General features: G+C 38.2%; 19 protein-coding genes, 1 pseudogene and 1 riboswitch. Of the genes and pseudogenes, 15 read left to right on the top strand and 5 right to left on the bottom strand.

Going from position 1 to position 25,102, the window contains the following annotated elements; genetic code table 11:
* Positions 1-103: 103 nt before the first annotated feature.
* Entirely contained in the window at positions 104-808 is a 705-nt protein-coding gene (locus ABN212_RS03085) for a GntR family transcriptional regulator (RefSeq protein WP_198632361.1), read from the bottom strand.
* Positions 809-1,109: 301 nt separating this feature from the next.
* On the opposite strand from ABN212_RS03085, the gene ABN212_RS03080 reads away from it, so the two are divergent.
* Both ABN212_RS03080 and ABN212_RS03075 read left to right on the top strand, forming a co-directional pair.
* Positions 1,110-2,738 (top strand): alpha-glucoside-specific PTS transporter subunit IIBC, encoded by a 1,629-nt coding sequence (locus tag ABN212_RS03080; protein ID WP_349442857.1) that lies wholly within the window; start codon positions 1,110-1,112, stop codon positions 2,736-2,738.
* Positions 2,738-4,060: a 6-phospho-alpha-glucosidase gene (locus ABN212_RS03075; protein WP_349442856.1), complete on the top strand. Its 1,323-nt coding sequence runs from the start codon at positions 2,738-2,740 to the stop codon at positions 4,058-4,060. The genes ABN212_RS03080 and ABN212_RS03075 overlap by 1 nt, the downstream gene beginning before the upstream one ends.
* Before the next feature lie 101 nt (positions 4,061-4,161).
* Here ABN212_RS03075 and ubiK read toward each other — a convergent pair whose 3' ends face one another.
* Positions 4,162-4,482: a ubiquinone biosynthesis accessory factor UbiK gene (gene ubiK, locus ABN212_RS03070; protein WP_198620759.1), complete on the bottom strand. Its 321-nt coding sequence runs from the start codon at positions 4,480-4,482 to the stop codon at positions 4,162-4,164.
* A gap of 202 nt (positions 4,483-4,684) precedes the next feature.
* A riboswitch (FMN riboswitch) is annotated at positions 4,685-4,843 on the top strand.
* A 124-nt stretch (positions 4,844-4,967) separates the two neighbouring features.
* Between ubiK and ribB the strand changes: the two genes are divergently transcribed.
* From ribB to ABN212_RS03050, 4 genes are all read left to right on the top strand, one after another.
* The gene (gene ribB, locus ABN212_RS03065; RefSeq protein WP_023582768.1) at positions 4,968-5,621 is read left to right on the top strand and encodes a 3,4-dihydroxy-2-butanone-4-phosphate synthase; all 654 of its coding nucleotides are present in this window, start codon (positions 4,968-4,970) and stop codon (positions 5,619-5,621) included.
* A 178-nt stretch (positions 5,622-5,799) separates the two neighbouring features.
* A complete protein-coding gene (gene ygiD, locus ABN212_RS03060) occupies positions 5,800-6,585 on the top strand; it encodes a 4,5-DOPA dioxygenase extradiol (RefSeq protein WP_198630324.1) in 786 nt (261 codons plus the stop codon).
* 344 nt (positions 6,586-6,929) lie between these two features.
* Positions 6,930-7,181, top strand: a complete 252-nt coding sequence (locus tag ABN212_RS03055) for a type II toxin-antitoxin system CcdA family antitoxin (RefSeq protein ID WP_198626206.1) — start codon at positions 6,930-6,932, stop codon at positions 7,179-7,181.
* A complete protein-coding gene (locus tag ABN212_RS03050) occupies positions 7,181-7,501 on the top strand; it encodes a CcdB family protein (RefSeq protein WP_198626205.1) in 321 nt (106 codons plus the stop codon). Before ABN212_RS03055 ends, ABN212_RS03050 begins: the two co-directional genes overlap by 1 nt.
* Positions 7,502-7,599: 98 nt before the next feature.
* Here the strand turns inward: ABN212_RS03050 and ABN212_RS03045 are convergent, their stop codons facing one another.
* The 3 genes from ABN212_RS03045 to tolC all read right to left on the bottom strand — a co-directional run bounded on the left by ABN212_RS03045 (position 7,600) and on the right by tolC (position 11,227).
* Entirely contained in the window at positions 7,600-8,763 is a 1,164-nt protein-coding gene (locus ABN212_RS03045; protein ID WP_109373065.1) for a glutathionylspermidine synthase family protein, read from the bottom strand.
* Between the two features lie 8 nt (positions 8,764-8,771).
* Positions 8,772-9,500: a DUF1190 family protein gene (locus tag ABN212_RS03040; protein ID WP_072070058.1), complete on the bottom strand. Its 729-nt coding sequence runs from the start codon at positions 9,498-9,500 to the stop codon at positions 8,772-8,774.
* A 329-nt stretch (positions 9,501-9,829) separates the two neighbouring features.
* Complete coding sequence (tolC, locus tag ABN212_RS03035) at positions 9,830-11,227, bottom strand: outer membrane channel protein TolC (protein WP_109373066.1); 1,398 nt, start codon at positions 11,225-11,227, stop codon at positions 9,830-9,832.
* 213 nt (positions 11,228-11,440) lie between these two features.
* Here tolC and nudF point away from each other — a divergent pair, with 213 nt between their 5' ends.
* The 9 genes and pseudogenes from nudF to pta all read left to right on the top strand — a co-directional run bounded on the left by nudF (position 11,441) and on the right by pta (position 25,037).
* The gene (gene nudF / locus ABN212_RS03030) at positions 11,441-12,076 is read left to right on the top strand and encodes an ADP-ribose diphosphatase (RefSeq protein WP_349442855.1); all 636 of its coding nucleotides are present in this window, start codon (positions 11,441-11,443) and stop codon (positions 12,074-12,076) included.
* A gap of 226 nt (positions 12,077-12,302) precedes the next feature.
* Entirely contained in the window at positions 12,303-13,142 is an 840-nt protein-coding gene (gene cpdA / locus ABN212_RS03025) for a 3',5'-cyclic-AMP phosphodiesterase (RefSeq protein ID WP_109373068.1), read from the top strand.
* A 3-nt stretch (positions 13,143-13,145) separates the two neighbouring features.
* The gene (yqiA, locus tag ABN212_RS03020; protein WP_198620762.1) at positions 13,146-13,721 is read left to right on the top strand and encodes an esterase YqiA; all 576 of its coding nucleotides are present in this window, start codon (positions 13,146-13,148) and stop codon (positions 13,719-13,721) included.
* 124 nt (positions 13,722-13,845) lie between these two features.
* Positions 13,846-15,741: a DNA topoisomerase IV subunit B gene (gene parE / locus ABN212_RS03015; protein WP_198620763.1), complete on the top strand. Its 1,896-nt coding sequence runs from the start codon at positions 13,846-13,848 to the stop codon at positions 15,739-15,741.
* A 31-nt stretch (positions 15,742-15,772) separates the two neighbouring features.
* A pseudogene (parC, locus tag ABN212_RS03010) lies at positions 15,773-17,953 on the top strand (DNA topoisomerase IV subunit A); the annotation flags it as partial.
* Between the two features lie 51 nt (positions 17,954-18,004).
* Positions 18,005-18,730, top strand: a complete 726-nt coding sequence (locus ABN212_RS18830) for a DNA gyrase C-terminal beta-propeller domain-containing protein (RefSeq protein ID WP_406588771.1) — start codon at positions 18,005-18,007, stop codon at positions 18,728-18,730.
* 64 nt (positions 18,731-18,794) lie between these two features.
* On the top strand, positions 18,795-19,544 hold the full coding sequence (locus ABN212_RS03005; RefSeq protein WP_198620765.1) for a 1-acylglycerol-3-phosphate O-acyltransferase: 750 nt from the start codon (positions 18,795-18,797) through the stop codon (positions 19,542-19,544).
* Positions 19,545-19,931: 387 nt separating this feature from the next.
* Entirely contained in the window at positions 19,932-21,353 is a 1,422-nt protein-coding gene (gene ftsP, locus ABN212_RS03000; protein ID WP_198620766.1) for a cell division protein FtsP, read from the top strand.
* A 453-nt stretch (positions 21,354-21,806) separates the two neighbouring features.
* Positions 21,807-25,037 (top strand): autotransporter Pta, encoded by a 3,231-nt coding sequence (gene pta / locus ABN212_RS02995; protein WP_198620767.1) that lies wholly within the window; start codon positions 21,807-21,809, stop codon positions 25,035-25,037.
* Positions 25,038-25,102: the final 65 nt, after the last annotated feature.

Below are 25,102 nucleotides of genomic sequence, written 5' to 3'. Positions count from 1 at the left end.
TTTATAAAAAATGAAAGGCGCTCTTCGGAGTGCTTTTTTTTGCTCTTATAACAATAAATCTAATTATTAATATTAAAGTTTCAATATTATTTTATATTAATGATTATTGTTCTCGTTTTAAATGATATTCAACAATATAATCTTGGGTGTTTCTATACATTATTGAGTAATTAATATAATCACCATGAATACTGTATGATAATGTGCTGAGCCTTAATATGGGAATGTTATTCTCTATTTTTAATAATTGACAAATATTGTTATCTGGCATGATAGGGTGGAATGTTTCGTAACTTCCCGCTATTTTTATTTGGCAAACATTTTCAATAAAATCAAATTTAGATCCTTCTAAGTGCGTTAATGTTAAATTACTAAAATATTTTACGGGCATATAACTGTCTTCAACAATAAGCGGTTTGTTGTCTACAAAACGTATTCGTCTTGAATAAAATATACGTTCATTTGAATTAATACGTAATTTGCTAGAAATAGATAAAGGGCAGGGAATAACACTAAACTCTACCACTTCGCTTCTTACGTTGTGCCCTGTATTTGCCATTAATTCGACAAAGCCTTTTAGGCTAGCATTTTCATGATGAACATCTTTTTCTTTAATATAAGTCCCTGAGCCATGTTTTCGTTCTAATAATCCTGCAATAACTAATAAATCTACTGCTTTACGTATTGTCATTCTTGATGCGTTGTATTGTTGCGCTAATGTTTTTTCTGCGGGTAGTGGGTCGCCAATTTGATATCCAGCAGAATTTATTTGAATTCTTAGGCTTTTTGCAATGTCTTTATAGATCATTTTTATACCTCTTTTTATTATAAAAATTAGCTTATTCTATTTAATTTATATGAATCTAATCTTTTGATATATAGCATAATCATTTATACCTTTAAAATGTGAACGTTATCAAAAAATAAAAAATGATCTGTCTTTTAACTAAAAAGTAGATCACTTAGTGTGAAAGATTAGTATGAATCAGATCACGAATAGTTCATTTGAGATGAGAGAATAAAGAGAAAAGAATCTAATCTAATTTCACAGAATAAAAATAAATTAAAAAGCGTGTCATTTCAGTAGCAGTAAATAAGAGGATATTTTTATGCTCAGTCAAATACAAAGATTTGGTGGAGCCATGTTTACCCCTGTCCTGCTATTTCCTTTTGCAGGTATTGTTGTAGGCATTGCAATTCTATTACAGAATCCATTATTTATTAGTGAAGATTTATTAAGACCCGATAGTTTATTCGCTCAACTTGTTCATATTATTGAAGAAGGAGGGTGGACTGTTTTTCGTAATATGCCTCTTATTTTTGCAATTGGTTTACCAATAGGTTTAGCTAAAACTGCACAAGCAAGAGCTTGCCTTGCCGTTATGGTGAGTTTTCTCACTTGGAATTATTTTATTAATGCAATGGGAATTGTTTGGGGCAGTTATTTTGGCGTGGACTTTACAAATGAAGTCGGTGGAAATAGTGGTCTTACAATGATTGCTGGTATTAAAACATTAGATACCAGTATTATTGGTGCAATTATTATCGCTGGTATTGTCACGGGTATTCATAATCGTTATTTCGATAAACAACTTCCGGTATTTTTGGGGATATTTCAAGGAACATCTTATGTCGTATTAATTAGTTTTTTTATGATGTTACCGTTAGCGTGGATAACGTTATTTTTCTGGCCTAAAGTGCAAATTGGTATTCAATCTTTGCAAGTATTTATGGTTGAATCAGGCTCTTTGGGTGTTTGGATATATACCTTTCTTGAGCGTATTTTAATTCCTACTGGTTTACATCACTTTATTTACGGACCTTTTATTTTCGGCCCAGCAGTTACTGAACATGGTATTCAAGTTGATTGGGCTCAAAATATGCAATATTTCAGTCAAAGTACCCAATCTTTAAAAGAGTTATTTCCTGAAGGTGGTTTTGCGCTACATGGCAATAGCAAAGTTTTTGGTTCTATTGGTATAGCGCTTGCTCTTTATTTTACGGCTGCACCTAAAAATAGAGCTAAAATTGCTGGCTTACTTATACCTTCTGCATTGACCGCTGTATTTGTGGGAATAACAGAACCATTAGAATTCACGTTCTTATTTATCTCACCTCTCTTATTTGCCATTCATGCCGTATTAGCTGCCACACTAGCCACAACCCTCTATCACTTTGGGGTTGTTGGGAATATGGGCGGTGGGATCATCGATAATTTCCTTCCTATGAATTGGATCCCAATGTTTCATAACCATTACGGAATGATTATTACACAGATAGTCATCGGCCTTACTTTTACAATGATTTGGTTTGTGGTGTTTAGAACGTTAATTATCAAACTTAATTTAAAAACACCTGGTCGTGAAGAAGACGACGAAGAGATCAAACTCTATAGCAAACAAGATTATAAAAATAAAAAGTCACAGGCTTCAGATAATTCCAAATCGGCAAAAGAAGACCGAAAATTGGCACTACCTAAAGGCATTCTCGATGGCTTAGGTGGAAGTGCAAATATCAAATCTTTAAATAACTGTGCAACACGTTTACGTATTGAAGTGATAGATAGCGAACTAGTTGAAACAGATGCCTATTTTAAAGGGCTCGGTGTACATGGTGTGGTGCGCAAAGGTCATGCATTACAAATTATTATCGGGCTACACGTTTCTCAAGTGAGAGACCAAATTGAACAATTAATGAAAGAAGATACACAAAAAATCACCTTGTCGGAGGCTATATAATGAAGAAGTTCTCAGTCGTAATTGCAGGTGGCGGTAGTACATTTACACCCGGTATTATTTTGATGCTATTGGAAAATTTAAAGCGTTTTCCATTAAGAGCCATCAAATTTTATGACAATGATGCCGAGCGGCAAGAAACTATTGCTAAAGCGTGTGAAATTATTCTTACTGAAAAAGCACCTGATATTGAATTTTGCTATACCACTGATCCTAAAACAGCTTTTACTGATGTTGATTTTGTTATGGCACATATTCGTGTCGGTAAATACCCAATGCGTGAAAAAGATGAAAAAATTCCTTTACGTCACGGTGTGTTAGGGCAAGAAACGTGTGGGCCTGGTGGTATTGCTTACGGCATGCGCTCTATTGGCGGCGTGTTAGAATTGGTTGAATATATGGAAAAACATTCACCAAATGCATGGATGCTAAATTATTCTAATCCAGCAGCTATTGTCGCTGAAGCTACCCGCCGTTTAAAACCAAATGCAAAAATCTTAAATATCTGCGATATGCCAATTGGTATTGAATCACGCATGGCACAAATTGCAGGATTAAAGTCACGTAAAGAGATGCGTGTCCGTTATTATGGTTTAAATCACTTTGGCTGGTGGACACAAATTGAAGATTTGCAAGGTAATGATTTATTACCCGTTATCCGTAAGCATGTTGCTGAACATGGATATATTCCAAAAGTGGCAGGGGAGCCTGTTGAAGCAAGCTGGAATGATACATTCGGTAAAGCAAAAGATGTGTGGGCATTAGATCCTGATACGATGCCAAATACTTATCTTAAATATTATCTATTCCCTGATTATGTTGTTGAGCATTCTGATCCTAACCATACGCGTGCGAATGAAGTGATGGAGCACAGAGAAAAGAATGTTTTCAGTGCTTGTCGTGCCATTACGGCAGCGGGTAAATCATCAGCGGGTCATCTTGAGATAGATGAACATGCCTCTTATATTGTCGATCTCGCAACGGCGATCGCATTTAATACTCAAGAAAGAATGTTACTGATCGTTCCTAATAATGGATCAATTATTAATTTTGATCCTGATGCAATGGTTGAGATCCCTTGCATTGTCGGAAGTCACGGGCCAGAGCCGTTAGTGATGGGCAAAATTCCATTATTCCAAAAAGGGATGATGAGTCAGCAAGTTGCAGTTGAAAAATTAGTGGTAGAAGCATGGATTGAAAAATCATATTTGAAACTGTGGCAGGCTATTACAATGTCCAAAACGGTGCCAAGTGCGACTGTCGCAAAAGCAATTTTAGATGATTTAATTGAAGTTAATAAAGACTATTGGCCAGAGTTAAAATAGTGATCAATTGACTTGTTGTGTATAAAAAATAACCCTGCGTCTTTGTGAGATACAGGGTTTTGCTTTATTACTAAATCAAAATCAGCAATAAAGTGAACGAATTAAGCTTTATTGTCAGCTTGCGCCTCTACCACAATTTCAACGTCTTCAATTTGAGCAACTTCAGCTTGAGGTTTTGCAAGCAGACCCGCTTCTAGCTCATTTAAACGTTGTTCTAAACGATTAAGTTTTTCACGAGTACGTAATAAGACTTGAGTTTGTACATCAAACTCTTCGCGATTGACTAAATCCAATTTGTTTAATTGAGATTGCAGAACAGTGCGGATTTTTTTATCAATATCATCACCAAAATCTTTAATGCCTTGTGGCAGAACGTTTTGGATTTGGCGCGCGACTTGTTCAAGTTTTTTCGGGTCCAACATGGGGAGTCCTCACAAATAAAATAGAAAGCTGAGGCTAAGTGTAATATGAGGGCAGAGGGAATTAAACCAGATATCAAGATTATTGTTACTTTTTTATTATAAATCGTTAAATAACCGTATGTCATAAAATGATAATGTGATGAAACAAAGATTGTCACCGATTGATGATTGCCTCTTATAATTTTAAAGCGTATAGTTTCACCGTTAATCTCAGGGCGGGGTGTAAGTCCCCACCGGCGGTAGATACCTAAAATTTAGGTAAAGCCCGCGAGCGCTTTGTGTTGCCATTGTAATGCAAAGGTCAGCAGATCCAGTGTGATTCTGGAGCCGACAGTTAAAGTCTGGATGGGAGAGAATAAAATAGCATCAGTAGGATCATTGTATCCATTCCTGTTGTTTCTGCTTGTGTGTTTATTAAGCAGAGATCCACTCCTAAGACTGCCCTGATTCTGGTAACTTTCATTAATTATTGAGGTTTTTTTACCATGAATCAGACGCTACTTTCCGAATTCGGTAATCCATTTGAGCGTGTTGAACTTGCTCTAGAAGCCCTTCGTGCTGGTAAAGGCGTGATGGTGCTCGACGACGAGAACCGTGAAAATGAAGGCGATATGGTTTTCGCAGCAGAAACTATGACCACAGAACAGATGGCGATGTCTATTCGTCATGGTAGTGGCATTGTTTGTTTATGCATTACAGAAGAACGCCGTCAACAACTTGATTTGCCTATGATGGTGGAAAATAACACCAGTCATTTTCATACCGCGTTTACGGTAACAATTGAAGCGGCACAAGGGGTTACAACGGGTGTTTCAGCATCAGATCGTTTAACCACAGTACGTGCAGCGGCAGCTGATAATGCAAAACCAAGTGATTTAAATCGTCCAGGTCACGTATTCCCATTACGTGCTCAACCTGGCGGTGTGTTAACGCGTGGCGGACACACTGAAGCTTCGATTGATTTAGCAACTTTAGCCGGTTTTAAACCTGTTGCAGTGTTATGCGAGTTAACAAACGATGATGGCACAATGGCAAGAGCACCAGAAGTGATCACTTTTGCTAAAAAGCACAATATGCCAGTGTTAACTATTGAAGATTTAGTGGCTTATCGTCTTCGTGAGGAGAAAAAAGCTGGCTGAAATTAACATGTTATAAACGACACTGAAAACACACACACACTTATATCAAGCCACTTAAGGAAACTTAGGTGGCTTTTTTCATATTTTTTGAATAACTATTTCATACTTCTTTGACTATATTTCAAGTAAGAAGGCAGTATGCTTATGTGATAAGAACACTCGCCATAAGAGGTGGTTTATGGAAACAAAAATGATGCCAGCGCTGTTTATTGGGCATGGTAGTCCAATGAATGTATTAGAAGATAATACATATACTCGCCTCTGGTCAAAATTAGGGGAAATGCTTCCTCAACCTAAAGCGATTTTAGTGATTTCAGCCCATTGGTATACCGATGGAACTTATGTAACAGCAATGTCGCAACCAAAGACAATTCATGATTTTTATGGATTTCCACCAGAATTGTATGCAATAGAATACCCAGCGCGAGGCTCAATAGGTTTAGCAGCGCTGATTGAAGATCTTATTGATCCGATTAAATTAAAACTCGATATGGATCAATGGGGATTCGATCATGGAAGTTGGGGAATACTTGAAAAAATGTACCCGAATGCCAATATCCCAGTTGTTCAATTAAGTATTGATGCACGTCAATCGGCACAATGGCATTATGAATTAGGTCAAAAATTAGTTGAGCTACGTAAAGAAGGTGTCTTAATTATTGGTAGCGGTAATATTGTTCATAACTTAAGAATGATGGATTGGCAAAACAGTGATGCAGCGCCTTATCCTTGGGCTCTTTCGTTTAGTGAAGCAATAGAAAGTAGCTTGCAAAGTGACAAAGAGCCAACTGATCTCTTTACGATTTTATCAACGGAAGAAGGACGATTGTCACATCCAACAGCAGAGCATTTTTTACCCGCGTTATACCTATTAGGTTTAAAACAGGAAGGTGAAAAAGTAACGTTGCTAAATAATGATATCGTTAATAAATCGCTCAGTATGATGACATTTCAAATTGGATAAGATTGTTCAATAAAAACTAATTTATAATATCTAAAGGTCAAATGCACTTTTGTGGAATTTGACCTTTTTTATATTAAATATAATGTATCGACTCATTATATTTCCCTCGTTATTGACCTTTCCAATTTTCTATATAGATATAACAAATAATTTTAACCTTTTGTTTATATTGATTTTATTTTTATTTGGATAAATATCTGATAAGCTTCATTACTATTCAATGAATGCTTTTTATATTCTATTAAATAAGTCAATTATGTTTTTTTGAATATCTCTAGTTTGATGTTGATAATTATCTGCTCTACACTTATGCACATAAATGATGCGCATAAATGGAGTTTATAATGAAAACATTGGTAATGAGTAAAAAAGATAAACGAGGAGTTAATGTGTATCTAACTGCAAAATTGGTGGACGAAGCACGAGAGCTTGGAATTAATTTATCAGCAACACTCGATCAAATGTTATCTGATGCAATTCGTGAAAAAAAGCGGGAACAGTGGAAAGCTGAAAACAAAAACGGCATTCAAGCGCTTAATGAATTTGAACAGGAAATGGGGTTGTTTACTGATGATGATGAATATGGGGTTATTTAATGTCTCAATATACGGTATATCGTAATAAATCCCTTAAATCGAAAGAACAGTACCCTTATTTTATTGATATTCAAAATGAGCTACTAAGTGATATTGATTCTCGGGTTATTATACCGATTACCCAGTTATCATATAAGAATTCTCAAGTAGAAATATTGACACCCATTATTGAAATAGATAATCAGAAATATGTTGTTATGACGAAATCTATAACAGTCGTGGCAAAGAATAAGTTAAGAACAGCTGATATCGTGTGTATTAAGCCTGAGATCCATACAGCGATTGTGTCTGCTATGGATATGATTATTTCTGGAATATAGTCATATATTGAAATCATCAAAATGGAAAGATTTTTGCAATAAAAAACACCTTACTGTTTATAAGCAATAAGGTGCTCAATATAATTTTAAGATTTCTATTAATCTAAAATAATATGTGGATAGAAGCGTGAGAGATCTTGAGTGATAAGCTCTCTATCTTCTCTAATACAAATACCTGCGGATTGGTCGTTAACCAACCAACTACCAATTAATGTATAGCTATCACCAAATTTTGGTAGTGGATGGAAATCTTGAACAATAAAGCCTTCTTCACCGTAAGGACCATCTGCAACAGCAATATCTTTGCCATTTTCAACAATACGAATATTTGCACCTTCACGTGAAAACAGTGGCTTGATAACATAACGTGATAATGAATCAGGTGCTTTACCATCATAAAAATAAGCAGGTAGCAGATTTGGGTGATTAGGGAACATCTCCCAAAGCATTGGCAGTAATGCTTTATTCGAGATAATACTCTTCCAAGATGGCTCCAACCAACGAATTCCCGCATCAGCTAACTTAGTTGAGAAGTCTTCGCGGAACATAAATTCCCAAGGGTAAAGCTTAAACATATTGCTGATTATCTGATCTTGCAGATCAGTCAACTCACCACGTTCACCTAGACCTAGATCTTCAATAAACACAAAGTCAGTTGTTACTTCGGCTTCTTCAGCACAATCTTGTAAATATTGAACCGTACCGCGATCTTCTTCAGTATCTTGGCAACAAGACATATGCAGATAACGCATTCCATATTGATCACGAAGCTCTGCGAATCGATCAATTAACTTCTCTTGAATGCTATTAAATTGATCGGCATTTTGCGGTAAACGACCTGCGTTGACTTGATCTTCAAGCCAGATCCATTGGAAAAAAGCAGATTCATACAGCGATGTTGGCGTATCTGCATTATTTTCTAACAGTTTTGCTGGGCTTTTGCCGTCATAGGCTAAATCAAGACGTGAATAGAGCGAAGGTTGAGATGATTTCCATGAATCACGTACAAAATCCCAGCAGTGACGAGGAATTTGAAAACGAGTCAGCAACTCTTCACTATTAGCCACTTTATCAGCGACCTGTAAGCACATCTGATGCAACTCTTCTGTTGTTTCTTCTAACGTTTCAACCTCTTCCATTGAGAATTGATAATAAGCATCTTCAGACCAATAAGGCTCGCCATACATTGTATGAAAATTAAAGCCAAATTCAGTGGCTTTTTCACGCCAATCTGGGCGCTCAATGATATTTTCGCGTTTCATGGTTTTAATTAACCACCTGAACGATAAGAAGATGAACCGGTTGAGCTACGGTTATTATTTGTTGCACTGGTACGTTGAGCCGCTGCTTGTCTCGAAACTGTATTACCAAAGCCACCACGAGTTACTGTCGAGGTTGTTGATGGTTTTGGTGTCATGGCTGTTTTTGGTACGTTCATTTGACGACCACCAACTGCTGGACCATAGTTACGGCCTGTTGCGTCCACAAATTTACCATTCGCAGGGCTTGTTGGATTACGTGAACTAAACAGAGGTTGTGCTGGCGCACCGCCACCCATTAGGCGACCCATCATATAACCCGCCATTAATGGCATAAAGAAGCTACCACCAGAGTTAGCTTGGGCCATTTGTGAGCTGTCTGGGCTTAAATTATTTGCATTTTCGGTACTAACAGGCTGTCCATCGATAGACGCTGTTTGTGTACATTGTGCATCACCAAATTCAGCTACGCAGTCTTCTAATGTTGCGTATTTCGGTGCTGTACGCTGTGCTTCTTGCAATGCAGTGCGATAAGAGTCTTCGCACTGTGCCGCTTGTGAAGGATTCGCTTGAGCACATTCTTGTGCATTCATATACAGTGAAACTGTCTCATCGCTCTCTTCACATCCTGAAAGCGCGAATACAGCAGTGATGGCGATTGCAACAGGCGCCAGACGATAAGGACGAAATGCTTTACGGAAAGCATCACGATTAATCGATTTGGTACGTTTCATTGGCATATTGATAAGATCCATAAAAGGTAAAACGTTCAAAATAAAAGCTAGGATAGGTTAAATAGTCTAGAAAATAAATAAGAAACGCCTAATCATCAGGGATAACCAGAAATTTGTGATCTTTATAAGGTTAAGAGTAATGAAATTAGGTAAATCCTCTCTTTTTAACCTAATTGTAATTAAGGTATTTGTTAATACAAGAATATAGATATTGCTGAGATCTTAATTTAAGCCATAACACAATATCTTATGCGGAGAGGAAGTATAAAAAAAACCGCTTATCAGTTTATCGCTGAAAGCGGTTTTTTATAAGTGACTAAATTCTTAATTCACGATCAAGGCGCAACGTTAAGAGCAGGGCTTGTTAACGAGCGAATAATGCTATCTGGTGAAGTAGAAACTTCTGCACCTAGTGCATTATTTAACTGAATTAAGTCATTTTCATTTAATGTACCACGCGCATATTCAATATTTAATTGGTTAATTAAATAGTCATAACGTGCGTTGGATAATTTCTGTTTTGCATCATAAAGCGTTGTGGTGGCATTCAACACATCAACAATAGTACGAGTACCTACTTGATAACCCGCTTCAGTTGCATCTAATGAACTTTGCGCAGAAACAACAACTTGTTGATACGCTTTAATGCTACTGATTGATGCAGAAATATTGTTATAAGAAGAACGCGCGATTTGGACAATAGAACGATAAACCGATTCTAATTGTTCGCTCGCACTCGTAAAACCATATTGTGCTTGTTCAACTTGTGAGCTTGTTTTGCCGCCGGTATACAGAGGGATACTAACAGATAGACCAATACTATTTTGACCACTGTAACTATTGCGACTATTACCCGCTGTTGCTGGTGGTAATGCGCTACCGTGGCTATGGCTATTGGACACACCCGTTGATGCATTTAAATCTACTGTTGGTAAGTGACCTGATTGTGCTAAACGAATATTTTCGCGCGCTAAATCTTGACCTAAACGTGCGCTTAATAAACTTAAGTTACGTTCTTCAGCATCTTTTAGTAGTTTCTCAATAGAGTCTGGTGACGTTGTTGAAAAACGGCTGATGTTTAGTGATGCTAGATTAATGTAATAGATACCACTTACTTGGCGTAGTTTTTCTAATGCATTATCTAATTGATTTCGGCCAGCCACTTCTTGTGCCAGTACGCTATCGTAATTTGCACGCGCATTTTGTACGTCAGTAATAGCCACTAAACCTACGTTAAAACGTTGAGTTGTTTGATCTAACTGACGGTAAACTTGCTCTTTTTGCGCTTCAATAAATGATAATGAATCGATAGCACGCAAAACATCAAAGTAAGCGGTCGCGGTGTCTAAAATCAGTTTTTGCTGACTTGTTTGGTAAGTCACATCGCTCATGCCCGCTGTTTTTTCTTGAATGTTTAATTGGCGCCATAACGCCATGTTAAACACACTTTGAGTCAGCGTTAAACTTGCACCAATAGCGTTGGACTCGGTGTTGCTATTATCACGGTAGCCACTTTTATAATCTGCGGATGCGCCTAATCCTAATTGTGGTAATAATGAGCCACGAGCTTCATTAATTTTTTCAAAAGCTTGATTTCGTTCAGCTAATGACTTGCGTAACTCAGGGTTACTGTCCTTTGCTTTTTGATAAACTTGAAGCAGATCCTCAGCCTGACTTGCAGTGCTGAATCCTGCCAAACTCATCGTGACCAAAAGAGAGAGCAGTTTTTTCATTTTAATTCCTTGTTGCAACAGTTTCGCTGAGTTGCCTCTGTTAATCTTGATTGGGGATAATTCTAGCAGATTGTTTCCCTAACTAGGGGTAGCCATTTGTGCCATATCCTTTTATTTTAGATTAACTTTACATGAATTGTTGGCAAATTTCTTTAAATCTGTATTAAACGTAAGCAATAAAAAGACTCTTAAATGTAACTTAAGGAACATTGTATGAAGAAAAGGGAAAATACACCATTTTTATACGGTCGTGAAGATGTGAAATTGCTCAATCAAAGAGATTTATACAAAGGCTTTTTCCGCATGACCGAATATCGCTTTAAACATCGCCTTTTTGAAGGTGGATGGAGTGAGGAAGTTAAGCGAGAGGTTTTTGAACGAGGCAATGCAGGTGTTTTGCTTGCTTACGATCCCAAACGTGATGAAGTGGTGTTAATTGAGCAAATTCGTATTCCTGCGTATGAAACCAGTGAGACACCTTGGTTGCTTGAAGTGGTTGCGGGCATGGTCGAACCAGGAGAAAGTCCAGAAGATGTTGTTAGACGTGAAGCCCAAGAAGAAGCGGGTGTTATTGTTGGACGATGTGAACCTATTGTGAGTTATCTTTCAAGCCCCGGTGGTACGAGCGAAAGAATGCATGTTTACGTTGGTGAAGTTGATGCAACAACAGCAAAAGGTATTCATGGATTAGCGTGTGAGAATGAAGATATTCGTGTTCATGTTGTTAGCAGAGAACAAGCTTATCTTTGGGTTGAAGAGGGGGTTATTGACAACGCAGCATCCGTTATCGCGCTTCAATGGCTACAACTTCATCATGTTGCGTTAAGAAAGCGTTGGTCGATAATTTAATACATTAATCAATCTTTAAAGGATGTTTTTAGTAATATTATCAAGTAGAGTAACTATCTCTAAGTGTACGATATCAAATGAATTAAATTGTAAAATGAAGTGAAAAAAACGTGATTGAAAGCGAGAATATTTCTCACTAATCTTTTGAAATGTGTATTGGTTGGCAGATCTTTACTACGAAAATACGTTAACATAACGGCTAATGAGAGTGAAACAAGGAAACCTTTTGGAAAGCCAGCTTGAATTATCGGTGAAACACAAAAACACCGTAAGAATATTACAAATCACAGACACCCACCTCTTTGCTAATGTGGAAGATACTCTGCTGGGTATAAATACCTATCGTAGCTACCATGCGGTATTAAATACGATTAGAGAGCAGGGTCTTGATGTTGACTTGATTGTTGCGACAGGTGATTTAGTTCAAGATCAAACCTTTGAAGCTTATCAGCATTTTGCTGATGGCATTGCAACGCTGACACCTCCTTGTGTTTGGTTGCCGGGTAATCATGACTATCAACCTGCAATGATTGATGCTTTAAATCAGGCAGGAATTTTGTCAGCTAAACAAGTGTTGATTGGTGATAATTGGCAAATGCTGTTATTAGATAGCCAAATTCAAGGCGTTCCTCATGGTGAGTTATCAGATTGTCAGTTAGATTGGCTAACACGCTGTCTCGAAAGTCAAAAGCACAGAGATACGATTATCTTGTTGCATCATCATCCTATGCCTTCAGGGTGTACATGGTTAGATCAACACAGTTTAAGAAATTCTCAAGAATTGGCAGAACGTTTAAGAAATCACTCTCAAGTCAAAATGATGCTTTGTGGCCATATTCACCAAGAAATGGATGAAATGTGGAATGGCATTCGTTTGTTGGCAACGCCTTCTACATGCATTCAGTTTCGCCCTCATTGTACGAATTTTACATTAGATACTGTTTCTCCAGGCTGGCGCTATTTGGAAATGTCACTTTCATCTGATGAGAAGGGCAAAATTGAAACACAAGTTTACCGTTTAGCGGGCACTGAATTTTGTCCTGATCTTGATGCGGATGGCTATTAAGTTATGCCTCGTATTCTTTACTTGCATGGCTTTAATAGCTCACCTCAATCAGCAAAGGCACAGGCTTTTCGTCAATGGCTTGAAGGAACACATCCTGAAATTGAATTGTTAGTACCTCAACTGCCACCTTATCCTCAAGAAGCCGCTCAGCTAATTGAAACGTTAGTTAAAGAGAGTACAGATGACAAGCTTGGATTAATTGGCTCATCATTAGGTGGCTATTTATCTATTTGGCTATCTCAACGTTTTAATTTACCCGCTGTTGTTGTTAATCCTGCGATACGTCCTTTCGATCTTTTGCAAGATTTCTTGGGTGAGAACGAAAATCCTTATACACATCAAAAATATAAGCTAGAACCTCATCATATGGATGAGTTGCTTGCTTTGCGTATTCCTGCAATTACCTCACCGGAACTTATTTGGTTGCTTCAACAAACTGGAGATGAAATACTTGATTATCGTCAAGCTGTTTCATATCTTGGCGCGTGTAGGCAAACCATAGAATCGGATGGAAACCATGCTTTTGTGGGTTTTGAACGTTTTTTTCCGAAAATTATTCAATTTTTAAAGATAATTTAGCCTTTCGGTCGATTAACCTGTAAAACGTAGGTTGATGTATCTAGCCGAAAATTAATATCATATTGCCGCCAACACCTGTTATTATAAACAGTATTTTTCTAACAGCGAACCGCAGATTAAAACAATGACTCAATCAAGTTATAACGCAAAGGATATTGAGGTTCTTAATGGTCTAGAGCCTGTACGTCGTCGTCCGGGGATGTATACAGATACAACAAGACCGAACCATTTGGCACAGGAAGTGATAGATAATAGCGTGGACGAGGCGCTTGCGGGACACGCATCGAAGGTCGATGTCATTTTATATGCAGACCAATCTATCGAAGTTATCGATAATGGGCGAGGAATGCCTGTCGATATTCACCCTGAACTTAACGTTTCTGCTATCGAGCTAATCCTTGCTCACCTCCACGCCGGAGGAAAATTCTCTAATAAAAATTATCAATTTTCTGGCGGGTTACATGGTGTGGGGATCTCGGTTGTTAACGCCCTCTCAAAGCGTATTGAAGTAACTGTTCGTCGTGATGGTAAAATTTACCAAATTGCTTTTGAAAATGGCGATAAAGTTGAAGAGTTACATGAGATTGGCACCTGTGCAAAACGGGACACAGGAACGAGTGTGCATTTTTGGCCTGATGGCTCTTATTTTGATGTTCCTCGTTTTTCTTCTAAAAGCTTATCTCACGTATTAAAAGCCAAAGCAGTATTGTGTCCGGGCGTTAATGTTTCTTTTGTCGATAAAGTAAACAACACCCAAGAAAATTGGTGCTACGCTGATGGTTTAACCGATTATTTAAGTGAAGCTGTTGCTGAGTTTGTTCGCCTTCCTGAAGAGCCTTTTACAGGCAAATTTGAAGGTGATAATGAAGCTGTTGAATGGTCTATGTTATGGCTGCCTGAAGGTGGCGATCTACTCACTGAAAGCTATGTTAACTTAATTCCGACAGTTCAAGGTGGTACACACGTAAATGGTTTACGCCAAGGTGTGTTAGATGCAATGCGTGAATTTTGTGAATTCCGTAATTTACTACCGAGAGGTCTTAAATTAACTGCCGATGATACATGGGATCGTTGTGCTTATGTATTATCAGTGAAAATGCAAGATCCTCAATTTGCAGGGCAAACCAAAGAGCGACTCTCTTCAAGACAAACCAGTGCGTTTGTTGCAAATGCTGTAAAAAATGCTTTTAGCTTATGGCTAAATCAGAATGTTCAAGTCGGTGAGTTACTTGCTGAAATGGCAATTAGCAGCGCTCAACGTCGTATGCGAGCTGCTAAAAAAGTGGTGAGAAAGAAACTCACTTCAGGGCCAGCATTGCCGGGTAAATTGGCTGATTGTACTTCTCAAGATTTACGTTACACCGAACTGTTTTTAGTTGAAGGGGACTCTGCTGGAGGCTCTGCTAAACAAGCTCGAGATCGTGAATATCAAGCGATTATGCCTCTGCGCGGTAAAATCTTAAATACATGGGAAGTCTCTTCAGATGAAGTACTTGCGTCACAAGAAGTCCATGATATTTCGGTAGCAATTGGTATGGACCCTGATAGTGATGATTTAAGCCAACTGCGTTACGGTAAAGTGTGTATTCTTGCGGATGCGGACTCAGATGGTTTACATATCGCAACCTTATTATGTGCTTTATTTGTGCGCCACTTCCCTGCTCTTGTTAAGGAAGGGCACGTTTATATGGCAATGCCACCACTTTACCGCATCGACTTAGGTAAAGAAGTTCATTATGCCCTTGATGAATCAGAAAAAAATGCCATTTTACAACGTTTAAGCCGTAAAAAAGGAAAGCCTAACGTACAGCGCTTTAAAGGGTTGGGTGAAATGAACCCACTTCAACTGCGTGAAACAACGCTTGATCCTAATACGCGTCGTTTAGTGCAATTGGTGATTGATGATGAAAACTATCAAGAAACCCTAGGCATGATGGATATGTTGTTAGCGAAGAAACGCTCTGAAGATCGCCGAAATTGGTTACAAGAGAAAGGCGATGAAGTTGACATCGAAGTGTAATGGATACCACAAGAGTCTGAGGAAAAATTGAATGAGTGAATTGACTCATGATGGTGTAGAGCGCCAACCGCTCCACTTATTTACAGAAAATGCCTATCTCAACTACTCCATGTACGTCATTATGGATCGTGCATTACCTTTTATTGGAGATGGGCTAAAACCCGTACAACGTCGCATCGTTTATGCGATGTCAGAGCTTGGCTTAAGTAATAACGCTAAATTTAAAAAATCAGCCCGTACTGTGGGTGACGTGCTAGGTAAATATCACCCGCATGGTGATAGTGCATGTTATGAAGCAATGGTACTTATGGCTCAGCCGTTCTCTTATCGTTATCCGTTAATTGATGGACAAGGTAACTGGGGTGCGCCGGATGATCCAAAATCTTTCGCCGCGATGCGTTATACCGAATCACGTCTTTCTAAATATTCACAAACATTATTGAGTGAGTTAGGACATGGTACGGTAGATTGGATCCCTAACTTTGACGGCACGATGCAAGAGCCGAAAATGTTGCCTGCACGCTTACCTAATATCGTGCTTAATGGCACAACGGGTATTGCTGTTGGGATGGCAACGGATATTCCACCTCACAATGCGCGTGAAATAGGGCAAGCTTTAGTGATGCTTTTAGATAATCCTGATGCAGGATTATCTGACGTAATGCAATATGTTCAAGGCCCTGATTATCCGACTGAAGCTGAAATTATTACGGCTCAAGACGATATCAAGAAGATTTATAAAACAGGGCGTGGTTCTGTCAGAATGCGTGCTGTTTGGCAAAAAGAAGAGGGATGTGCAGTGATCACTGCATTGCCTCATCAAGTTTCTGGCGCCAAAGTACTTGAGCAAATCGCAGCATTGATGCGTGCCAAAAAACTGCCTTTAGTTGAAGATTTACGTGATGAATCTGATCATGAAAATCCTACTAGACTTGTTATTGTTCCTCGTAGTAATCGTGTTGATTTAGAACAAGTCATGTACTACTTGTTTGTGAATACTGACTTGGAGAAAAGTTATCGCGTTAACCTGAATATGATTGGGTTAGATAACCGTCCAGCAGTAAAAGGACTACTAACTATTTTAAACGAATGGTTAGTTTATCGTCGCCAAACAGTGACAAACCGCTTAAATCATCGTTTAGAGAAAGTTTTACGCCGCTTAGAAATCCTCAAAGGTTTATTAATTGCTTATCTCAATATTGATGAAGTGATTGAAATTATTCGTCATGAAGATGAACCCAAAGCAGAATTAATGCGTCGCTTTGAGTTATCTGATATTCAAGCTGAAGCTATTTTAGAACTACGTTTGCGTCATTTAGCCAAACTTGAAGAGATGAAACTAAAAGGCGAAAGTGATGAGCTTGAAAAAGAACGCGACAGCATTGAGAAATTGTTAAGTTCACCACGCCGTTTAAATACTTTACTGAAAAAAGAGATTGAAGCCGACGCGAAAGAATTTGGTGATGATCGACGCTCACCTATTCGCCCTCAAGAAGAGGCGAAAGTGGTGAATGAACAAGATATGTTGCCATCAGAGCCTGTGACTATTGTGTTGTCTGAAATGGGCTGGGTACGTAATGCAAAAGGGCATGATATTGATCCTAGTGGCATGAGTTATCGCGCAGGAGATAGCTATCACAGCGCAGTACGAGGCATGAGTAATCAGCCTGTTCTGTTCCTTGATTCCACAGGTCGAAGCTATACCTTAAGTCCAAATGATATGCCTTCAGGACGTAGCCAAGGCGAACCACTAACCGGTAAGTTAACTTTCCCACCTGAAGCCAGCGTGAAATACATGTTAGCGGGAAGTGCTGGACAAGAATATTTATTGGCAACAAAAGAAGGTTATGGTTCGGTTCTCTCTTACGATGAGATGGAAACGAAGAATAAGACAGGTAAAGGGCTACTCACTGTTTCTGAAGAGACTGAATTATTAGCACCGCTCTTAGTTGATCCTCAAAAGAAAAATGAGCAACACTGGTTTATTATCATCACTGACAAAACACGTATTTTAGCCATTTCAGCAGAACAACTGAATGAAATGAATAAAAAAGGGCGTGGTACGCGTCTTGTTGCTTTAGGAAAAGAGCAAGGCGATGTGATTGAACAAATGCTGTTTGCACCTAAAGATGAAGCATTAATCTTTACTGTTGATGGTCAGCAAGAAGTGCTTAAAGCAGAAGAGATCAACTATTTTAGTGGTAATGCGGGTGATGAACCTATTCCGTTAAAACATCTACATCCTGAAGCTGTTACCGTCATTATGTCTGAAAAAGGGCTTATTCGTTGCCAAAAAGGACATAACATTGATGCAAAATCGGCTGGTTTTAAATCTGGTGATGACTATTTTGATGCCGTTGAAGGTATGAGTAATCAACCAGTACACTTAATTGATACCACAGGTCAAAGCTATACCGTTGATGTTGATGCATTACCTTCTGGTCGTAGCAAAGGCGATGCGCTAACTGAACGATTAAAAGTTCAGAAAGGTGCGCAATTACGTCATGTTGTTATGGGCGAAAATACCGATAAGATCTTAATGGCATCTGATGCTGGTTATGGTTTTATCTGTCAGGTTGATGATTTAACTTCTAAAAATAAAGCAGGAAAATCACTACTGACTTTACCTGAAAATGCATTACCATTACCGCCACAACGCTTGAATAATGAGCTCACTGATCTCATTATGATCATTACTAAAGGCGGTAGAATGCTGATTTTTGAAGCAGCAGAATTACCAACTATGGTAAAAGGAAAGGGAAATCAGATGGTTTCTATTCCAGCTTCACAAGCAGCAAGTGGTGAGGATAACGTCGCTTGGTTACGAGTATTACCTGAAAATGCCTCTGTTACCCTGCATTTTGGTAAACGTAAAATGACAATGTCGATGAATGAGTTAGTTAGCTTTAAAGCAAAACGTGGACGTCGAGGAACCTCTTTACCTCGCGGTGCTCAAGTTATCGATCATATTGATATTGAAACAAATTAAATCTAATACTTAATTGATATTGAGTGGGTCTGTTGACCCACTTCTATTTAGGACGCTAAAACTTATGTTAGCCATTATTCGAGGCATCATTGTCATTCTTTACACCATTATTGTGGTGACGTTTGGAATGATTTATTGCATGTTTTCACCAAGAAATCCTAAACATGTAATGACTTACGGACGCTTATTCGGCAAGTTATCTACTGTTTTTGGGATTAAACTCGTTGAGCGTTTTCCAAAAGAAGCGGAAAGCTATGGCCCAAGTATTTATATCGGAAACCATCAAAACAATTTTGATATGGTGACGATGTCAAATGCGGTACAACCTAATACCGTAACAGTGGGTAAAAAAAGCTTAATTTTTATTCCTTTCTTTGGTCAGTTGTATTGGATAACGGGTAATATTTTGATTGATAGAGCAAATCGATCTAAAGCGCATGGCACTATTTCACAAGTTGCCGATCAAATTAAATCGAAGAAGATTTCTGTTTGGATGTTTCCTGAAGGAACTCGTAGCCGTGGTCGCGGCCTTTTACCGTTTAAAACAGGGGCGTTCCATGCGGCCATTCAAGCTGGTGTGCCTATTATTCCTGTTTGTGTTTCTACAACACAGGGTAAAATTAAGCTAAATCGTTGGAACAATGGTTACGTTATTGTTGAAATGTTGCCTCCAATTGATGTTTCAAAATACGGCAAAGATCAAGTTCGAGAATTAGCAGAAGATTGTCGTCAAATTATGAAAGCGAAAATCGAAGAGCTAGATAAAGAAGTTGAAGAAATGAATAAGCGTGATTTTCCCGGTAAATTAAATTAATACTTATTTAGTTTCTTTGTTAGTACGAATATAAGCCTGATTTTCATATACTCGTCATACTTCAAGGTGCAACGTTGTTGACTACGCTCATTCGCACTAGTCACATACTTATGTATGCTCCTAGCGAATCATTCACTTGTCGCCTAGTTGCACCTTGAATTATTTAGAGTATATATTTTTATGTATTCCAGTTGTTCCCTAGCTGCATTTTGAATTATTTAGTGTGCTGGTTATCAACTATTTTTAGGATTTATGTCACATCCGCGCTATTATGCTCCCGTAATTTCATTTAAGTCCTTTTGTCTTTAAATCACAGCAGCTTTTTTTTCCTGTCACAGCATTTTTGATTATGCGATAGGAATATTTGTACTTTGTTGCGGAGAAAGTATGTCATTTAGTCGTCGCCAGTTTATTCAGGCTTCAGGCTTAGCGGTATGTCTGGGCTCTATATCTTCTTCTGTTCGTGCTGAATCAGTCAATGATAAACAATTACCTATACCGCCATTGTTGGAATCTCGTCGTGGTCAGCCGCTGTTTTTGACGTTGCAAAATGTTCATTGGGCGTTTAATGGTACGCAAAAAGCGGAAGTTTGGGGGATCAATGGCTCAACTCCGGGACCGACAATCAAAGTCAAAAGTGGCGATGATATAAAACTTATTTATAGTAACCGCCTTAATGAAGCGGTATCAATGACGGTAAGCGGCTTATTAGTTCCGGGTACACAAGTCGGTGGCGCGGCAAGATTAATGTCACCTGGTGCTTACTGGTCGCCAGTATTGCCTATTCGTCAGAAAGCAGCCACATGTTGGTATCACGCCAATACTCCCTTTAAAATGGCACCTCATGTTTATAATGGGTTGGTGGGAATGTGGATTGTGGAAGATGAAGAGAGCAAATCCCTACCTTTACCAAAACATTATGGAGTGAATGACTTTCCGATCATTATTCAAGATAAGCGGATTGATAATTTTGGTACACCACAATACGACAAAGAAGCCGCTAGTGATGGTTTCTATGGTGATACATTGCTAGTCAATGGACGTGAAGATCCTTATATTGAAGTCTCTAGAGGTTGGATCCGCTTACGTTTAGTCAATGCATCTAATGCTCGTCGTTATGAGCTAACCGCAAATGATGGTCGTTCACTTTACCTTATCGCCTCTGATCAAGGTCTATTAACATCACCCGTTGAGTTGAAATCAATTCCTATGGCTCCGGGCGAGAGACGCGAAATATTGGTGGATATGTCTGAAGGGAGTGAAGTCACAATTACCGCAGGGCAAAGTGCGGGTTTTATGGATAGACTTCGCGGTATTTTTGAACCTTCAGATTTACTACGTAATGCCAATATACTAACCATTAAACCAACTGGGTTAATGTCATTAGTAACAGACAAAGCACCTGCACAATTAGCGGTAGATGACACACAAATTACCACCTCTATTCAGCCTAGAACCATTCAACTGCATAACAGTCCTCCGGGAATAAACAATGCTCGTTGGGAGCTTTCAAGAATTGATTTAGTCGGTAAGCAAAATGGGTGGGAGCGTTGGCTTGTAACAGTACCGACGCCGCAACCATTCCATATTGAAGGTGCCCGTTTTAAAGTGATTAACCATAATGGTCAGAAACCCGCACCTGCAGATTTTGGCTGGAAAGATACTGTTTGGATCGAAAGCCAAAGTGAATTGCTGGTGGAATTAAAACAACCTTCTTATTCGCATTTTCCTTTTCTATATTACAGTCAGTTATTAGAAAATGCAGATAAAGGTATGGTAGGACAAATGGAAGTTACACCTTTAGAATAAAAACTAAGTAGTAACACCAAATTAAAAGGAAAACAGTATTTTTAAAATAAAGATACTGTTTTTTTTATATCAAAAATAATGTGGATTATATTTTTTAGACTAAAGTTAAATAGAGAAAAATATTCTCAAAAAAAATTGTTAATCAATTTGATATTTTTGTTTATTTATTTAAGTTCTCTTTATTAAGTTGATTTAAATATTGTCATTAATGAGGTTAATATTGAAATAGGTTAATTTTGGTTGTTTGTAATATAATAACAAGTGATCTAATTTTGTTTAATCTATCTATTAATTTGTGATTACGTAGTCAATCTATCTATTTTTGTGGCATGAAAACCTATTTTTGAGATGCCCTTCAAGTAATTATTTCTCTAGAAACTAGAGAATCTTTGCGTCTTTTATTTTTGATCCTTAATTAATGTTATTAAATTTTAATATAACTGAAGGTACAGAATGAACAAAGAAATAGCTTTAAGTCATCATCACAAAATGAATAAAAAAAATAAAATAAATAATAATATATTTCAACTTTCTATTGTTGCATCAGCACTTCTTTTTTCTGGATATTCCGTAGCATATTCAGAAGCTGGGCAATTAGGAGATACCAAAAGTTGGGAAAGCCAAGAATATCAAAAAGACTGGGGGCTGGCTGCCATGAATGCCTCTAGTGCTTATGCACTTGGTTTTCATGGGCAGGGTGCCAAAATCGGTGTAATGGACTCAGGTGCATTATTATCACATGAAGAGTTAAGTGGTTCACGTTTTCATGCGGTGAAAGCCAAAGGTCAATATGGCTCAACAGGGATGCGTTATCCTCAAGAAATGGGGGGGCATTATGAAAAAGGTCAAGCCTTTGATGTTGATGGAGGTTGGATCAAAGGTGTGAATGATACACATGGTACGCACGTTACAGGAACAGTCGGTGCTAACCGTGACGGTAATGGCATGCATGGGGTTGCGTGGGGTTCTGATGTTTATTTAGGAAATACTGGCGCAACAGATAGCAATAACTACGGCCCTTATCAAGATTACACTTATTTCTACACTGGCTGGAAAGCGATGGTAGATGCAGGGGCGCAGGTAATTAATAACAGTTGGGGAACAAACCCTCGAATTGTTAATACTATTCCAACTAAAGGTCCTGATGGGGGGAATACCACTGTACACATGCCTGTTGATACCACAGCGCAAACTGAATACGAATATTTTTATTTCAAGAAAGTTTATGGTGATAAACCTTCTTTTGTTGATGCCGCTTATGATGCTGTAAAAGGGACTAATACCGTACAAGTATTCACAACGGGTAATCGTGACTTTGCCCAGCCTTATTATCGTCCTCTTTATCCTTATTTTAATCCAGAAGCAGAAAAGCATTGGATTGCAGTCGCTGGTCTTGAACAAACCGCAGATAAATCGGGGTATCAATTAATTAAAGTCTTCAATGAAGCGGGTAATGCGAAATGGTGGACGGTTGTTGCACCGGGTCGTGCTATTTATTCTTCAGTTGTTGATGAAGAAGGTAACGCAGGCTGGAATACCTTTAGTGGTACATCAATGGCGGCGCCTCATGTTACTGGTGCGATGGGGGTATTAATGTCACGTTATGCATCAATGAATGCAATGCAAGTACGTGATGTGATGTTTACAACGGCTAATCACCGTAATCCAGATGGCTCTTTATATGATAGCTGGACTGCGGCGGAAGGCACTCCTGATGTGCGTTATGGTTGGGGTACACCGGATTTAGATAAAGGCATGTATGGACCGGGTCAATTCTTAGGTAAATTTGAGTATGACCTAAGCATGACGCCACTTGATGTATGGACAAATGATATCTCACAAGTAGCTTTAGATTTACGTGAACAAGAAGATCTTGCCTGGTTAAATGAATATAAAGACAAAGGCATTGCTGCGGGAGGTGACTACAATTTAGGCACTGATTTTGTTATCAATGATGGTAACTCAGATCCAACCTCACACATTGTCAGCAAAGAAGATGCTGAAAAATGGCGTAAAGAGTATTACCAAAAACGTGCTGATGCTATTCAGGCTAAAATTGACGCGGGTTTATATGACGGCGCTTTAGTTAAAAAAGGTGAAGGTACATTAGTGATGACTGGCGATAATACTTATCGCGGAGGTACAACAGTCGAACAAGGTACTTTATATGGCTTTACAGAATCATTTGGCACAGAAGCGATCAATGTGAATGGCGGCAAATTAAGTGTTATTGATCGCTATAACGATACTTTTACTCAAAAAGGTCAATTGGCCTCAAATGAAAGCCACAAAGCCAATATTAATATCAACGATAAAGGGACTTATTTAGTTACCGTTGGACATGATGTTAATGTTGGTGATATTGCACTCAACAAAGGCGCGAATTTAGACGTTGGTGCTGATAGTGAAGGGCAATTAAAAGATATCTACCTTAATAACACGGTCGCAACAGGTACAGTTAATGCAGACAATTTAGTTGATAATCGTGTTAAAACTAAAATGTTAGCGAATAACGATATTGCTTCAAATAATGATTATGCATTATTTGATAAAAATGTGTCTGTAAAAGACAACACCATTACAGGTACATTAAGTAAGAAAGAAAATACCTCACTGGCAACTTTTGCAAATAATGAAAATGGTCGCTCAATTGCTAATACTTTAGACAATACAGGTAGTGGTGATCTATTTAATGCAGTATTACCAATGAATGAAAGAGATCTGAATAAGACCTATGAATCATTAGGTAGTGATATGTATTTAAATGCCAATAGTGCGAGTGTGGTTAATGTTTTAGGGTTAACGCGGACAGTGAAAGATCAAGCTATGGGTATTGGTCAAGGTCGCTATGCTAAATTGGATAACAGCAACGCGCGTATTTGGATGACAGGCATTGGTCAATGGGGTAATGCTGATTATGGTCACAGCAATATGGATGTTGATTTCTATGTCGGCTTATTAGGCGCAGAAATTGATGTGACTGAAAATACTAAGGCGGGTCTGTTCTTTGGTGCGGGTTCAACCAAATATAAAGGTAATGAGCACGGTAAAATAGACAGCAACGATATTCATATTGGTGCTTACGGTGTGTCTAATTTGTATGACGTGGCTTCATTGAACTATGGTTTCACACATACTAACCAAGATAGAGATGCAAAAAGAACACTTTGGGTAGGACAAAATGCAGGTTATAACTCTACCAGTTATGATGCAAAAATTACTCAAATTTTCTTAGAGGGTGCTTATACTCAATTTAATACCAATCAGTATTCTATTGAACCATACGCAGGATTTAGCTGGTTACGTGTATCAACTGATGATATCAATGAGAATGTCGGTAATATGAAATTTACCACTAAGACAGACTCACAAGATATTCAAGTGGGTACTATCGGTTTACGTGGTGGCTATCCATTTATGGCAGGTAATATAAATATGGCATTAAAAGGCGATATTTCTGCAAGCCACTTGTTTGGTGACAATCGCCCTGAATCACGTCTCTTCTTATCAAACTCTGGTGATGCGACATTACGTGGTGGCAAACTGGATAATTTATTTGGTGTTGGCTTAGGTGTTGATGCGCAATTAAGTAAATCAACGACTTTCGGACTGTCTTACCAAGGTCAATATAATAGTGATGTAAGTTCAAGTGGAATTAATGCAACATTGAAAATTAATTTCTAAATTTATTTGTTATTTTTTTTATATTTAAAGCCCTTAGTTATAAGGGCTTTTTTTTGTATTTATTT

This window comes from Proteus genomosp. 6, from assembly GCF_040139785.1.
Classification (GTDB): domain Bacteria; phylum Pseudomonadota; class Gammaproteobacteria; order Enterobacterales; family Enterobacteriaceae; genus Proteus.
The sequence above is the reverse complement of the archived record's forward strand: the minus strand, read 5'-3'. Positions and strand labels throughout refer to the sequence as shown.

Excerpts from the sequence above, each read along its gene's own strand:
- ubiK (WP_198620759.1), bottom strand. The coding sequence starts at position 4,482 with ATGTTGGACCCGAAAAAACTTGAACAAGTCGCGCGCCAAATCCAAAAC.
- yqiA (WP_198620762.1), top strand. The coding sequence starts at position 13,146 with ATGCCTCGTATTCTTTACTTGCATGGCTTTAATAGCTCACCTCAATCA.
- ABN212_RS03080 (WP_349442857.1), top strand. The coding sequence starts at position 1,110 with ATGCTCAGTCAAATACAAAGATTTGGTGGAGCCATGTTTACCCCTGTC.
- ribB (WP_023582768.1), top strand. The coding sequence starts at position 4,968 with ATGAATCAGACGCTACTTTCCGAATTCGGTAATCCATTTGAGCGTGTT.
- ABN212_RS18830 (WP_406588771.1), top strand. The coding sequence starts at position 18,005 with ATGTCTGAAAAAGGGCTTATTCGTTGCCAAAAAGGACATAACATTGAT.
- ABN212_RS03040 (WP_072070058.1), bottom strand. The coding sequence starts at position 9,500 with ATGCCAATGAAACGTACCAAATCGATTAATCGTGATGCTTTCCGTAAA.
- pta (WP_198620767.1), top strand. The coding sequence starts at position 21,807 with ATGAACAAAGAAATAGCTTTAAGTCATCATCACAAAATGAATAAAAAA.
- nudF (WP_349442855.1), top strand. The coding sequence starts at position 11,441 with ATGAAGAAAAGGGAAAATACACCATTTTTATACGGTCGTGAAGATGTG.
- ygiD (WP_198630324.1), top strand. The coding sequence starts at position 5,800 with ATGGAAACAAAAATGATGCCAGCGCTGTTTATTGGGCATGGTAGTCCA.
- ABN212_RS03050 (WP_198626205.1), top strand. The coding sequence starts at position 7,181 with ATGTCTCAATATACGGTATATCGTAATAAATCCCTTAAATCGAAAGAA.
- ABN212_RS03085 (WP_198632361.1), bottom strand. The coding sequence starts at position 808 with ATGATCTATAAAGACATTGCAAAAAGCCTAAGAATTCAAATAAATTCT.
- ABN212_RS03045 (WP_109373065.1), bottom strand. The coding sequence starts at position 8,763 with ATGAAACGCGAAAATATCATTGAGCGCCCAGATTGGCGTGAAAAAGCC.
- ABN212_RS03055 (WP_198626206.1), top strand. The coding sequence starts at position 6,930 with ATGAAAACATTGGTAATGAGTAAAAAAGATAAACGAGGAGTTAATGTG.
- parE (WP_198620763.1), top strand. The coding sequence starts at position 13,846 with ATGACTCAATCAAGTTATAACGCAAAGGATATTGAGGTTCTTAATGGT.
- ABN212_RS03075 (WP_349442856.1), top strand. The coding sequence starts at position 2,738 with ATGAAGAAGTTCTCAGTCGTAATTGCAGGTGGCGGTAGTACATTTACA.
- tolC (WP_109373066.1), bottom strand. The coding sequence starts at position 11,227 with ATGAAAAAACTGCTCTCTCTTTTGGTCACGATGAGTTTGGCAGGATTC.
- ftsP (WP_198620766.1), top strand. The coding sequence starts at position 19,932 with ATGTCATTTAGTCGTCGCCAGTTTATTCAGGCTTCAGGCTTAGCGGTA.
- ABN212_RS03005 (WP_198620765.1), top strand. The coding sequence starts at position 18,795 with ATGTTAGCCATTATTCGAGGCATCATTGTCATTCTTTACACCATTATT.